Consider the following 12514-nt stretch of genomic DNA (forward strand, 5'->3'; position numbering starts at 1 on the left):
TACTATGCGCACCCACCGACAGTCCCGCGACGGCGCGGAAACCGCCCGTGAGATCACAAAACCCCCACACCCGCGCACTTAAACTGGACCGGGTGACCACCACCCCGGCCCTCGCCCGTGCCCCGCGGATCCTCGCCCTGGCCTGCCTCGCCGCGATCGCCGGGGGCGCCGCGCTCGTGCTGCTGCTGCAGTTCCTCCCGCCCACCGACCAGATCAGCCCGGTGCGCCGCACGATCAGCGAGTACGCGCTGAGCGCCAACAAGTGGATCTTCGACGTCGCGGTCCTGCTGATCGCGGTCGGCTCCGCGGTGCTGTTCGCCGCGCACGTGCTGATGCGGGCGCTGCCGGTGCGCTCGGCCGCGGTCGTGCTGGGTGCACTGTGGACGGTGAGCCTGCTGGTGGTCGTCGCGTTCCCCAAGACCGACTGGTCCGTCGGGCCGAGCCTGGGCGGCGTCGTGCACCGCTACGCCAGCGTCGTCGGGTTCGTGTGCCTGCCGGTCGGGCTGCTGTTCGCCGCGCGCCGCATCTTCCCGGACTCGCCGGGCTGGCGCTGGGCGGCGCGGGTGCTGGCGATCGTCTCGCTGGCGTGGTTCGGGCTCATCCTCGGCGCGGTCGGCTACATGCTGGCCGGCGGCGGCCCGTGGTGGCGCACGATCCCGCTGGGCCTGGTGGAACGCCTGCTCGCGGCCACCGAACTGCTCGCGCTCGCCACGCTGGCCGTCCCGTTACTACGATCGAACCGAGCCGAGGTGACCCAGGTCACTTAGGCGCTCCGGGCCGGAGGCGAGTAGCTTTCTAAGCGCTCGCTTACCGACGCGCTCAACGACGAGGAGGAGTTCCCGTGACCGAGTCCCACTCCCGGGTCGCCATCGTGACCGGCGCCGGCCGAGGCATCGGCGCCGCGGTCGCGCGCAAGCTGGCCTCGGACGGTTTCGCTGTCGCACTGCTGGACCTCAACGAAGAGTCCGTGAAGCAGGGCGCGGAGGACATCGTCGCGGCCGGCGGCAAGGCCATCGGGGTCGCGCTCGACGTCAGCAACACCGAGCAGGTCGAGGCCGCCGTCGCCCGCGTCGCCGAGGAGCTGGGCGCGCCGACCGTGCTGGTCAACAACGCCGGCATCACCCGGGACAACCTGATCTTCAAGATGACCGACGAGGACTGGGACTCGGTCATGAACGTGCACCTCAAGGGCTCGTTCCTGATGACCCGCGCGGTCCAGAAGCACATGACCGAGCAGCGCTGGGGCCGGATCGTGAACCTGTCCAGCACCTCGGCGCTGGGCAACCGCGGCCAGGTCAACTACTCCGCGGCCAAGGCCGGCATGCAGGGCTTCACCAAGACGCTGGCCATCGAGCTGGGCAAGTTCGGCGTCACCGCCAACGCGATCGCCCCGGGGTTCATCGAGACCGACATGACCGCGGCGACCGCCGAGCGGCTGGGCGTGCCGTTCGAGGACTTCAAGGCCTTCGCCGCCAAGGAGATCCCGGTGCAGCGCGTCGGCAAGCCCGAGGACATCGCCAACACCGTGTCGTTCCTGGTCAGCGAGGGTGCGGGCTTCGTGTCCGGCCAGGTCATCTACGTCGCCGGCGGACCGAAGGACTGAGCATGCGCGTCTTCAACGGGCTGGACGAGTTCACCGCCGCGGTCGGCGAGCAGCTCGGCGCCAGCGACTGGCACACCGTCACGCAGGAGCAGGTCAACACGTTCGCCGACGCCACCGGCGACCACCAGTGGATCCACGTCGACGTCGAGAAGGCCAAGCAGGGCCCGTTCGGCGCGCCCATCGCGCACGGGTTCCTGACGCTGTCGGTCCTGCCGCTGCTCTCGGCAGCCACCTACCGCGTCGACGGGCTGAAGATGGGGATCAACTACGGCCTGAACAAGGTCCGGTTCCCGCAGCCGGTCAAGGTCGGCTCGAAGATCCGCGGGGTCGCCGAGCTGGCCGAGGTCACCGACGTGCCCGGCGGCAAGCAGGTCGTGACTCGGTGGACCATCGAGATCGACGGCGAGGCCAAGCCGGCGTGCGTGGCCGAGTGGGTCACGCGCCTGATCGCCTGACGCGCGAGCCCGCCTCCGGGCGGGCTTCCGCTACGGTGAGGACATACCGACTGGTCGGTATAGCTATCTGGACAAGGAGGCCCAGTGACCCAGCAGGACCTGCCCGGACTCGACCTCGCACGGCTGCGGGACTACCTGGACGAGCACTCCCCCGGGCTGGTCGGCGGCCCGCTGACCGGTGAGGTGGTGCAGGGCGGCCGCTCGAACCTGACCTACATCGTGGGCGACGGCACGAGCCGCTGGGTGGTCCGCAGGCCGCCGCTGGGGCACGTCCTGCCAACCGCGCACGACATGGCCCGCGAGCACCGCGTGATCAGCGCGCTCGCGGACACGCCCGTGCCGGTGCCGCGGACGATCACGCTGTGCCAGGACACCGAGGTGCTCGGCGCGCCGTTCTACGTGATGGAGTTCGTGCCGGGCACGCCCTACCGCGCCGCGAGCGAGCTGGAGGCGCTCGGGGCGCAGCGCACGAAGGCGATCGCCGAGTCGCTCATGGACACCCTGGTGGACCTGCACGCGGTCGACCCGTCCGCGGTGGGGCTGGGCGACTTCGGCCGTCCGGAGGGGTTCCTGGAGCGGCAGGTGCGCCGCTGGAAGAAGCAGCTGGACGCCTCGCGCAGCCGGGACCTGCCGGGCGTCGACGACCTGCACGACCAGCTGGCCCGCGCCATCCCGGCGTCCGGACCGGCGGCCGTCGTGCACGGCGACTACCGGCTGGACAACGTGCTGGTCGACGAGACCGACCGCATCACCGCGGTGCTGGACTGGGAGATGTCCACGCTCGGCGACCCGCTGACCGACCTGGCCCTGCTGGTGGCCTACGCCGAGCGCGGCAAGGTCAACCTGGAGATCGTCTCCAACGTCAGCACCGCCCCCGGCTACCCGGGCACGGACGAGATGATCGCCCGCTACGCGGCCCGGTCCGGGCGGGACGTCTCGGCGCTGGACTGGTACGTCGGGTTCGCGTTCTTCAAGCTCGCGGTGATCCTGGAAGGCATCTACTACCGGTTCAGCCAGGGCAAGACCGTCGGCGCCGGCTTCGACCAGATCGGCGCCGCGGTGGTCCCGCTCGTCACCCTCGGCCTCGACACCCTCAAGGACTGATCATGGATTTCACGTTCGACGCCAAGACCGAGGAGCTGCGGATGAGGCTTCTCGAGTTCATGGACTCCCACATCTACCCCGCCGAGCCGGTCTACGAGGAGCAGCTGGCCGAGCGCGAGAACGAGTGGACCTTCCCGCCGGTCGTGGAGGACCTCAAGGCCGAGGCGCGCAAGCGGGGCCTGTGGAACTTCTTCCTGCCGGGCGAGCACGGCGCGGGGCTCACGAACCTGCAGTACGCGCCGCTGGCGGAGATCACCGGCCGCAGCCCGCACCTGGCGCCGGTCGCGCTGAACTGCTCGGCGCCGGACACCGGGAACATGGAAGTGCTCGCGATGTTCGGCACCGAGCAGCAGCGCAAGCAGTGGCTGCAGCCGTTGCTGGACGGTGAGATCCGCTCGGCGTTCGCGATGACCGAGCCGGACGTGGCGTCCTCGGACGCGCGCAACATCGGCACCAGCATCCGCCGCGACGGCGACTCCTACGTGATCACCGGGCGCAAGTTCTACATCACCGGCGCGATGAACCCGAACTGCAAGATCTTCATCGTGATGGGCAAGACCGACCCGGACGCCGAGCCGCACCGCCAGCAGAGCCAGATCCTGGTGCCGCGGGACACGCCGGGCGTGCACGTCAAGCGCGGCATGAACGTGTTCGGCTACACCGACGGCTCGCACGGCGGGCACGCCGAGGTGGTCTTCGACGAGGCGCGGGTGCCCGCGGACAACCTGATCGGCGAGGAGGGCGACGGGTTCGCCATCGCGCAGGCCCGGCTCGGGCCCGGCCGGATCCACCACTGCATGCGCTCGATCGGCATCGCCGAGCGGGCCATCGAGATGATGTGCCGCCGCACGCTGGGCCGGTCCACGTTCGGCAAGCCGATCGCCGAGCAGGGCGTGGTGCAGGACTGGATCGCCGAGTCCCGCGTGAAGGTCGAGCAGCTGCGGCTGCTGGTGCTCAAGACCGCGTGGCTGATGGACACCGTCGGCAACCGCGGCGCGCACACCGAGATCCAGGCGATCAAGATCGCCACCCCGAAGACCGTGGAGTGGATCCTGGACAAGGCGATCCAGGCGCACGGCGCTGGCGGGCTGTCCCAGGACTACCCGCTCGCCGAGATGTGGGCGGGGATCCGCACGCTCCGCTTCGCCGACGGACCGGACGAGGTCCACAAGCGCTCGCTCGCCCACCGCGAGCTGAAGAAGTACCGATCGGAGGCCCGATGAGCACGCTGACCGCCGACGACCTGCGCGCGCGGGTGGGCGAGTTGCTCGCCGCCCACCCGCCGGCGAGCACGGACCGGCTGGAGTTCCTGCGGGCGCGGTTCGACGCCGGGCTGGCCTGGGTGCACTACCCGGCCGGCCTCGGCGGCCTGGACGCGCCGCGTGAGCTGCAGAACGTCGTCGAAGCCGAGCTGGCGAAGGCCGGCGCGCCGGACAACAACCCGCGCCGCATCGGCATCGGGCTGGGCATGGCTGCGCCGACCATCCTGCGGTTCGGCACGGAGGAGCAGAAGAAGCGCTACCTGCGTCCACTGTGGACCGGCGAGGAGGTGTGGTGCCAGCTGTTCAGCGAGCCGGGCGCCGGATCGGACCTCGCCGCGCTGGGCACCCGCGCCGTCCAGGACGGGGACGAGTGGGTGGTCAACGGGCAGAAGGTGTGGACCTCGGTCGCGCACATCGCCCGGTTCGCGATCCTGGTCACCCGCACGAATCCGGACGTGCCCAAGCACCAGGGCATGACGTACTTCATCTGCGACATGACCGATCCCGGTGTCGAGGTGCGGCCGCTGCGGCAGCTCACCGGTGAGGCCGAGTTCAACGAGGTGTTCCTGTCCGCGGTGCGGATCCCGGACGCGAACCGGCTCGGCGCGGTCGGCGAGGGCTGGAAGGTCGCGCAGACGACGCTGATGAACGAGCGCGTGGCGATCGGCGGCAACGCGATCCCGCGCGAGGGCGGCCTGATCGGGATGGTGTCGCAGACCTGGCGGGACCGTCCGGAGCTGCGCACGCCGGAGCTGCACGACCGGTTGCTGAAGTTGTGGGTGCAGGCCGAGGCGGCGCGGCTGGCCGGGACGCGGTTGCGCCAGCAGCTGGCCGTGGGCGCGCCGGGGCCGGAGGGCTCGGCGATGAAGCTGGCGTTCGCGAACCTGCAGCAGGCGCTGACCGGGCTGGAAATCGAACTGTCCGGTGAGGACGGTCTGCGGTACGACGACTGGACGTTGCGCAGGCCGGAGAAGGTCGACATGCTCGGCCGCGGGCCCGGGTACCGCTACCTGCGGGCGAAGGGGAACTCGATCGAGGGCGGCACCTCCGAGGTGCTGCGCAACATCATCTCCGAACGTGTGCTCGGGCTGCCGTCCGAGCCGCGGGTGGACAAGGACGTCGCGTGGAAGGACCTGCCGCGGTGAGCGATCTGCTGTACTCCGAGGTCGAGGAGGACCTCCGGGCGAGTGTCCGTGACCTGCTGACCGATCGGGCCGGGTTCGCGTCCGTGCTGGCACGCACGGAAAGCGCCGAGCCGTACGACCTGAAGCTGTGGCGCACGCTGGCCGCGGACCTCGGGCTGGCCGGGCTGGCGGTGCCGGAGGAGCTGGGCGGGCAGGGCGCGTCGTACCGCGAGGTGGCGGTCGTGCTGGAGGAGCTCGGGCGGTCGGTGGCGCCGGTGCCGTTCCTGGGCAGCGCGGTGCTGGCGACGGCGGCGCTGCTGGCGGCCGGTGACACCGAGCTGTTGCCGCGGCTGGCGGGCGGTGAGCTGATCGGCGCGCTGGCGGTGCCGCTGACGACGGCACCGGACGCGGGTTTCCCTGGTGGCGTGTCGGCCAACACGGAGGGCGCGCTGAGCGGTTCGGTCCGGACGGTGGCGGACGCGTCGGTGGCGGACGTGCTGATCGTGCCCGCGGTGGGCCCGGACGGCCCGGGGCTGTACGCGGTGGAGAAGGCCGGCGCGACGGTGACCGAGGTGGTGTCGCTGGACCTGACGCGGCGGCTGGCGGACGTGTCGTTCGACAACGCGTCGTCGCGGTTGCTGGCGTCGGGGCCTGGCGCGGAGGCGGCGCTGCGGCAGGCGTTGCTGGTGGGCGCCGGGTTGCTGGCGTCGGAGCAGGTCGGGGTCGCGCAGTGGTGTCTGGATGAGACGGTCGCGTACCTGAAGCAGCGCTACCAGTTCGGCCGGCCGGTGGGTTCGTTCCAGGCGCTGAAGCACCGGTTGGCGGACCTGTACCTGGAGATCGTGTCCGCCCGCGCGACGGCGCGCTATGCCGCGGACACGCTGGCTACGGGTGATGCCGATGTGCCGGTCGCGGTGGCGGTGGCGCAGTCGACGTGCTCGGCGGTCGCGCTGCACGCCGCCGAGGAGTCGGTGCAGCTGCACGGTGGTATCGGGATGACTTGGGAGCACCCGGCGCACCTGTACCTCAAGCGCGCCAAGAGCAGCGAGCTGGCGCTCGGCACGCCCGGGCGGCACCGGGCTGCGTTGGCGGGGTTGGTGAATCTGCCGCCGGCGTGAGTTGCCTGGGTTTGCAGGCTTGCGGGGATTGCGGGTTTGCGGGGGCCGGTGCCGGGTGGCACCGGCCCCCCTTTTTTGCTGGCCTGGTGGCCGTTCGCGATGGTTGGTCCAATGATGGCCAACCGCGCCCACACCAGTGGGCACCTCGCGTCGCACTAAGGGGCTCCTCGTGGCACCACGAGCGCGTCTCGCGCCCACGATCCGCGAGCCGGGACGACGCCTCAACGGCGTACAGCATCACCTCGCCCACGAACCCCGATCAGGGCCGCAGGGAATCGACCAGCAGGTCGGCGTAGTGGGCGCCGACCTCCTGCGCACTCAGCCGCCCGTCGCTGCGGTACCAGACCGCCAGGTGGTGCACCGAGCCGAAGAAGAAGTCCACCACGATGTCCGCCGGTTTGTCCGTCCGGAACACGCCCTCGCGCTGGCCCTCTTCGATCAGCGACCGGAACAGCACGTGGTAGCGCCTCCGGTCGGCGCGCACCGCTTTGCGCTTGTCGGGGCTGAGCTGGTGCATGGACTGGAAGAAGATCGTCGTGTCGTCGAGGTTTTCGATGCTGCTCACGACCACGTCCGAAGCAGCCGCGTGCAGGCGTGCGCTCACCGGCTCACCGCTGGCCACGACCTTCTCCAGCTGCTCGGTCTGCAACCGCAGGACGCGGCCGTAGATCTCGTGCAGCAGGTCGTCCTTCGAGCCGAAGTAGTGGTACATCGCGCCCTTGGTGACGCCGGCCGCGGCCACGATCTCCTGCACCGACGTGCGGTCGAACCCCCGCTCGGCGAACAACCGCGTCGCCGCCGACAGCAGCCTCGCCGGCACCGGCTCCTCGGTCATCCGCACGTCCTTCCTCGACCGGCACACAGCATATCCGCGGCCCCGGTCGCACATCCCCGGGCGATGTGCGACCGGCGCCGGCGGTCACTCCCCCAGCGCGGACTCCACCTTGCGCTGCAGCTTGTTCATCCCGCCCAGCCACCGGTCCGTCTGCGTCGCGCGGGTGGCGTAGTACTCGGCGACCTCGGGGTGCGGCAGGATCAGGAACCGGTCGTCCGCGAAGGCCTCCATCACCGTGTCGGCCACCTGGTCCGGCTCGATCGCCGAGGCGCCCATGATCAGCTGCCCGCCGACACCCGTCGCGGCGAGCATGTTCGTCCGCACCCCCTGCGGGCAGATCGCCTGGACCGTGACGCCGCGGTGCCGGTACGTCGCCGACAGCCACTCGGCGAACGCCAGCGCGCCGTGCTTGGTGACCGAGTACGGCGCGGACCCCAGGCTGGTCAGCAGCCCGGCCGCGGACACCGTCGCGAGGAACCGGCCCCGCCCGCGCTCCAGCCACCCGGGCAACAGCAGGTGAGCCGCCCGGACGTGGGCCATCACGTTGACGTCCCACGCCCGCGCCCACACCTCCTCGGGCACCTCGGGCCCGCCGTGCGGGGCGATCCCGGCGTTGGCGCAGAACAGGTCGATCGCGCCCAGCTCGTCGGACGCCCGCTCGATCAGCGCCGCCACCCCGTCGACCCCGGCCGCGTCGCCGGCGACCGCTATCCCGCCGACCTCCGCGGCCACCGCCTCGGCGGCCGGGCCGTCCAGGTCCGCCACCACGATCCGCGCGCCCGCCGCGGCGAACCGGCGCGCCAGCGCCGCCCCGATCCCGCCGCCACCGCCGGTGATGACGACCCCGGCGCCCGCCAGTTCGAAGCTCACAGCCCGCCTCCCAGGGTCACGCCGCCGTCGAGGACCACGGTCTGCCCGGTGATCCACCCGGCCTCGTCGGACAGCAGGAAGGCCACCGCGCCCGCGATGTCCTCCGGCACGCCCAGCCGCTTCATCGGGTACGCCGCGGACACCTCCTCCTCGCGGCCTTCGTACAGCGCGGTGGCGAACTTCGTCTTCACCACGGCCGGGGCGACCGCGTTGACCCGGATCTTCGGCCCCAGCTCCACCGCCAGTTCCTGGGTCAGCCGGATCACGGCCGCCTTGCTCACGCCGTACATGCCGATCCCGGGCGAGGCACGCAGCCCGGCGATGGAGGCGACGTTGACGACCGAACCGCCGTGCTCGCCCATCCACGCGTCGCGCGCGTGCCGCAGCCAGGCCAGCGGCGCGAGCACGTTGACGGCGAGGATCTTCGCGGCGGCCGTGGGGTCGATGTCGAGCACCGGGCCGTAGACCGGGTTGATGCCGGTGTTGTTGACCAGCATGTCCAGCCGCCCGAAGGTCTCGACCGTCTTCGCGACCGCCTCCTCCTGGTGCGCCGCGTCGTCGGCCTTGCCGGGCACCGCGATCGCCACGCCCGGCCCGCCCAGCTCGTTCACCGCGTCGGCGAGCGGTTCGGGCTTGCGGGCGGTGATGCACACCCGCGCGCCGCGCTGCACCAGCTCGCGGGCGATGCCGAGGCCGATGCCCCGGCTCGCCCCGGTGACGATCGCGACGCGGTCCTTGAACGAGTTCACCATCGGGCTCCTGTCTCCTGTCCACCTTGACTAAGCGCTCGCTTACAATGGGAACGGCCGGACCGCCGTGTCAAGTCTCCCGCCAGGCGGTTCCCTACTGGGAGGATTCCGCCATGACGATCTCGCTGTCCGCCGAACTCTGGCCGGAGGTGCAGCCGGACGCGGCACGGCGGCTGATGCTGGCCGGTGTCGAGTCCTTCGCCCGCCGCGGCTACCACGCGACCACGACACGCGACATCGCCAGCGCGGCCGGCATGAGCCCCGCGGCGCTGTACGTGCACTTCCCGTCGAAGGCCGCGCTGCTGTTCGCCATCAGCAAGAGCGGCCACCAGCAGACGCTCGACCTCGTCGAGGACGTCGCCAAGCGCACCGACGAGCCGAGGGAGCGGATGCGCCGCATCGTCGCCGACTTCGTGGCCTGGCACGCGCGGCGGCACACCGTGGCGCGCGTCGTGCAGTACGAGCTGCAGGCGCTGCCCGAGCAGGAGTACCAGGTGGTGGCCGACCTGCGGCGCCGCATCGAGCACCTGGTGCGGGGCGTCATCGAGGACGGCGTCGCGCAGGGGCAGTTCGTGGTCGCCGACGTCAAGACCGCCGCGCGAGCGGTCCTGTCGCTCGGCGTCGACGTGGCGCGCTGGTACAGCGAGCGCACCGGCAAGACGCCCAAGGCGCTCGGCCGCGAGTACGCGGATCTCACCCTGCGCATGCTCGGCGCTCAGCCCTGACAGCGACGGTGCCACGACGGCCACGGTACCTCACATACTAAGCGGTCGGTAACCTCGTTCCCGCGTGATCGGCGCTACCGTCACGACATGAGCGAAATCCGGCCGTTCCACCTCGACGTCCCGCAGTCCCAGCTCGACGACCTGCACGCGCGCATCGACCTGACCCGCTGGCCGGACGAGCTGCCGGGCGTGGGCTGGAGTTACGGCATCCCGCTCGGCTACGTCCAGGAGCTGACCCGGTACTGGCGCACGAGCTACGACTGGCGCGCGCACGAGAAGCGGCTCAACGAGCTCGGCCAGTTCACCACCGAGATCGACGGCCAGCGCATCTACTTCCTGCACGTCCGCGCGGCCGACGACGACGCGCTGCCGCTGATCCTCACGCACGGCTGGCCCGGCTCGGTGGTGGAGTTCCTGCCGGTGATCGAGGCGCTGTCGGCGCGGCACCACCTGGTCATCCCGGCCATCCCCGGCTACGGCTTCTCCGGCCCGACCACCGACACCGGCTGGGACGTGCCGCGGATCGCCCGCGCCTTCGCCGAGCTGATGCGCCGCCTCGGCTACGACCGCTACGGCGCGCAGGGCGGCGACTGGGGCTCGGCGATCTCGCGCCAGCTGGGGATCGACGACGCCGCCCACGTCGCCGGGGTGCACGTCAACATGCTCGGCACCGCCCCCTCCGGCAACCCCGCCGAGCTGGACGAGCTGTCCCTGGCCGACAAGGAGCGGCTGGGACGGCTCGAGCGCTACCAGCGCGAGCTGTCCGGCTACATGAAACTGCAGTCGACGCGCCCGCAGACCCTGGCCTACGCGTTGCACGACTCCCCCGTCGGCCAGCTCGCCTGGATCGTCGAGCGGTTCCAGGAGTGGACCGATTCGGACGGCACCCCGGAGGACGCCGTCGACCGGGACCTGATGCTGACCAACGTGATGATCTACTGGCTGACCGGCACGGCCGGGTCGTCGGCGCGCCTGTACCGCGAATCGGCCCGCAGCTGGGGCAAGCAGCCCGGGGTGGACGTGCCGATGGGCGTGGCGGTGTTCCCGCACGACATCGTGCTCCCCGTGCGCCGCCTCGCCGAGCGCGACCACAACATCGTGCGCTGGACGGAGTTCGACCGCGGCGGGCACTTCGCGGCGATGGAGGAACCCGACCTGTTCGCCGAAGACGTCCTGGCGTTCTTCGCTTCGCTCTAGAGTGGGCGCATGCTGAAACCCGATCCCGGCCGGCTGCTCGCCGTCGCCCGCGAAGAGGCCCTGCTCGGCAAGTCCGAGGGCGGCGTGCCGATCGGCGCGGCGTTGTTCACTGTGGACGGTGAGCTGCTCGGCCGGGGCCACAACCGGCGGGTCCAGGACGACGACCCGTCGATGCACGCCGAGACCGCGGCCTTCCGCAACGCGGGCAGGCGCCCGCACTACCGCGACACCGTGATGGTCACCACACTCTCCCCCTGCTGGTATTGCAGCGGCCTGGTGCGGCAGTTCAGCATCTCCCACGTGGTGATCGGCGAAGCCCGCACCTTCTCCGGTGGCCACGACTGGCTGGCCGGGCTGGGTGTCGGCATCACGATCCTCGACGACCCCGCGTGCGTCACGCTGATGACGGAGTTCATCGAAGAGCGCCCGGATCTGTGGTTCGAGGACATCGGGGTCGAAACCTCCTGAGGAGCTGCCATGTCACCGTCCGTTCCGCTGATCGACCTGACGTCCTGGTTCGACGGCACCGGCCGCGAACGGGTGGCCGCCGAGGTGGACCGCGCCCTGCGGGAGTCCGGCTTCCTGCTGATCACCGGGCACGGCGTGCCGGACGAGCTGCGCGCGCGGGTGCGGTCGCGGGCGCGGGAGTTCTTCGCGCTGCCCGCCGAGGTGAAGCGGCGGTACGCGGTGACGGTCGGCGGGCGCGGCTGGCTGCCGCCCGGCGTGGAGGCCAACGGCTACGCCGAGGGCACCGAGACCCCGCCGGACCTCAAGGAGTCCTACTCGGTCGGCGCGGACGCCGCGGTCGGGGTGCCGGAGGTCGACGAGTTCTGGTTCCAGCCCAACGTGTGGCCGTCGGAGGTCCCGGAGTTCGCGGCCGCGTCACGCGAGTACATGGCGCGGATGCGGCAGCTGTCGGACGAGCTGCTGACGGTGTTCGCGGCGGCGCTCGGCCTGCCCGCGGACCACTTCACCCGGCACACCGGGCACCCGACGTACACGTTCAACATCAACTGGTACCCGGCGCTGAACCGGGTCGGCGCGCCGGAGCCGGGGCAGTTCCGGATCGGGCCGCACACCGATTTCGGCACGGTGACGGTGCTGGACCGCCAGGCCGGGGTCGGCGGGCTGCAGGTCTGCACCAGTGACGGCGAGTGGGTGGACGCGCCGTTCGACCCGGCGGCGTTCACGGTGAACATCGGGGACCTGATGGCCCGCTGGACGGGCGACCGGTGGCGCTCGACGCGGCACCGGGTGCTGCCGCCGTCGGCGGACGCGCCGGACGAGGACCTCGTGTCGCTCATCTTCTTCTACGAGACCGACCACGACGCGCGGATCACCTCGCTCGCGCCGCCGCTGGGGCGCACGGCGTACCCGGAGGTCGTGGCGTCGGAGTACCTGCGCGGCAAGCTCGACGCGATCACCGTGGCCCCCTGACCCGGGCGGGCCAGGGGGCGCCACGACGTCAGTTG

Annotated in this window: 14 protein-coding genes; 11 read left to right on the plus strand and 3 right to left on the minus strand. The window is 71.4% G+C overall.

Features of this window, described 5'->3' with window-relative positions; translation table 11 throughout:
• The first annotated feature begins 92 nt into the window (after positions 1–92).
• The 7 genes from L2C96_RS25060 (at position 93) to L2C96_RS25090 (ending at position 6666) form a co-directional block, all read left to right on the plus strand.
• Positions 93–767 carry a DUF998 domain-containing protein gene (locus L2C96_RS25060; RefSeq protein ID WP_237338032.1) on the plus strand — a complete coding sequence of 225 codons (675 nt, stop codon included), beginning with the start codon at positions 93–95 and terminating at the stop codon, positions 765–767.
• A 74-nt stretch (positions 768–841) separates the two neighbouring features.
• Positions 842–1603 carry a beta-ketoacyl-ACP reductase gene (locus tag L2C96_RS25065; RefSeq protein WP_123685990.1) on the plus strand — a complete coding sequence of 254 codons (762 nt, stop codon included), beginning with the start codon at positions 842–844 and terminating at the stop codon, positions 1601–1603.
• A 2-nt stretch (positions 1604–1605) separates the two neighbouring features.
• A complete protein-coding gene (locus L2C96_RS25070) occupies positions 1606–2058 on the plus strand; it encodes a MaoC family dehydratase (protein ID WP_017982953.1) in 453 nt (150 codons plus the stop codon).
• Positions 2059–2142: 84 nt separating this feature from the next.
• On the plus strand, positions 2143–3162 hold the full coding sequence (locus tag L2C96_RS25075; RefSeq protein WP_237338033.1) for a phosphotransferase family protein: 1020 nt from the start codon (positions 2143–2145) through the stop codon (positions 3160–3162).
• A gap of 2 nt (positions 3163–3164) precedes the next feature.
• The gene (locus L2C96_RS25080; RefSeq protein WP_017982955.1) at positions 3165–4385 is read left to right on the plus strand and encodes an acyl-CoA dehydrogenase family protein; all 1221 of its coding nucleotides are present in this window, start codon (positions 3165–3167) and stop codon (positions 4383–4385) included.
• Positions 4382–5569 carry an acyl-CoA dehydrogenase family protein gene (locus L2C96_RS25085; RefSeq protein WP_237338034.1) on the plus strand — a complete coding sequence of 396 codons (1188 nt, stop codon included), beginning with the start codon at positions 4382–4384 and terminating at the stop codon, positions 5567–5569. The genes L2C96_RS25080 and L2C96_RS25085 overlap by 4 nt, the downstream gene beginning before the upstream one ends.
• Entirely contained in the window at positions 5566–6666 is a 1101-nt protein-coding gene (locus L2C96_RS25090) for an acyl-CoA dehydrogenase family protein (protein ID WP_237338035.1), read from the plus strand. The genes L2C96_RS25085 and L2C96_RS25090 overlap by 4 nt, the downstream gene beginning before the upstream one ends.
• A 259-nt stretch (positions 6667–6925) precedes the next feature.
• Here the strand turns inward: L2C96_RS25090 and L2C96_RS25095 are convergent, their stop codons facing one another.
• The 3 genes from L2C96_RS25095 to L2C96_RS25105 all read right to left on the minus strand — a co-directional run bounded on the left by L2C96_RS25095 (position 6926) and on the right by L2C96_RS25105 (position 9123).
• A complete protein-coding gene (locus tag L2C96_RS25095; protein WP_237338036.1) occupies positions 6926–7501 on the minus strand; it encodes a TetR/AcrR family transcriptional regulator in 576 nt (191 codons plus the stop codon).
• 84 nt (positions 7502–7585) lie between these two features.
• Positions 7586–8371 (minus strand): SDR family NAD(P)-dependent oxidoreductase, encoded by a 786-nt coding sequence (locus tag L2C96_RS25100; protein ID WP_020416164.1) that lies wholly within the window; start codon positions 8369–8371, stop codon positions 7586–7588.
• The gene (locus L2C96_RS25105) at positions 8368–9123 is read right to left on the minus strand and encodes an SDR family oxidoreductase (protein ID WP_237338037.1); all 756 of its coding nucleotides are present in this window, start codon (positions 9121–9123) and stop codon (positions 8368–8370) included. The genes L2C96_RS25100 and L2C96_RS25105 overlap by 4 nt, the downstream gene beginning before the upstream one ends.
• A 110-nt stretch (positions 9124–9233) precedes the next feature.
• Here L2C96_RS25105 and L2C96_RS25110 point away from each other — a divergent pair, with 110 nt between their 5' ends.
• From L2C96_RS25110 to L2C96_RS25125, 4 genes are all read left to right on the plus strand, one after another.
• Positions 9234–9845, plus strand: coding sequence for a TetR/AcrR family transcriptional regulator (locus L2C96_RS25110; protein ID WP_237338038.1), 612 nt, complete (start codon positions 9234–9236; stop codon positions 9843–9845).
• Between the two features lie 87 nt (positions 9846–9932).
• A complete protein-coding gene (locus L2C96_RS25115) occupies positions 9933–11042 on the plus strand; it encodes an epoxide hydrolase family protein (RefSeq protein ID WP_237338039.1) in 1110 nt (369 codons plus the stop codon).
• A gap of 9 nt (positions 11043–11051) precedes the next feature.
• Complete coding sequence (locus L2C96_RS25120; protein ID WP_017982963.1) at positions 11052–11510, plus strand: nucleoside deaminase; 459 nt, start codon at positions 11052–11054, stop codon at positions 11508–11510.
• Between the two features lie 9 nt (positions 11511–11519).
• The gene (locus tag L2C96_RS25125; RefSeq protein WP_237338040.1) at positions 11520–12479 is read left to right on the plus strand and encodes an isopenicillin N synthase family dioxygenase; all 960 of its coding nucleotides are present in this window, start codon (positions 11520–11522) and stop codon (positions 12477–12479) included.
• The last annotated feature ends 35 nt before the right edge of the window (positions 12480–12514 follow it).

The organism is Amycolatopsis tucumanensis (genome assembly GCF_021654135.1).
GTDB classification, from domain to species: Bacteria; Actinomycetota; Actinomycetes; order Mycobacteriales; family Pseudonocardiaceae; genus Amycolatopsis_E; species Amycolatopsis_E tucumanensis.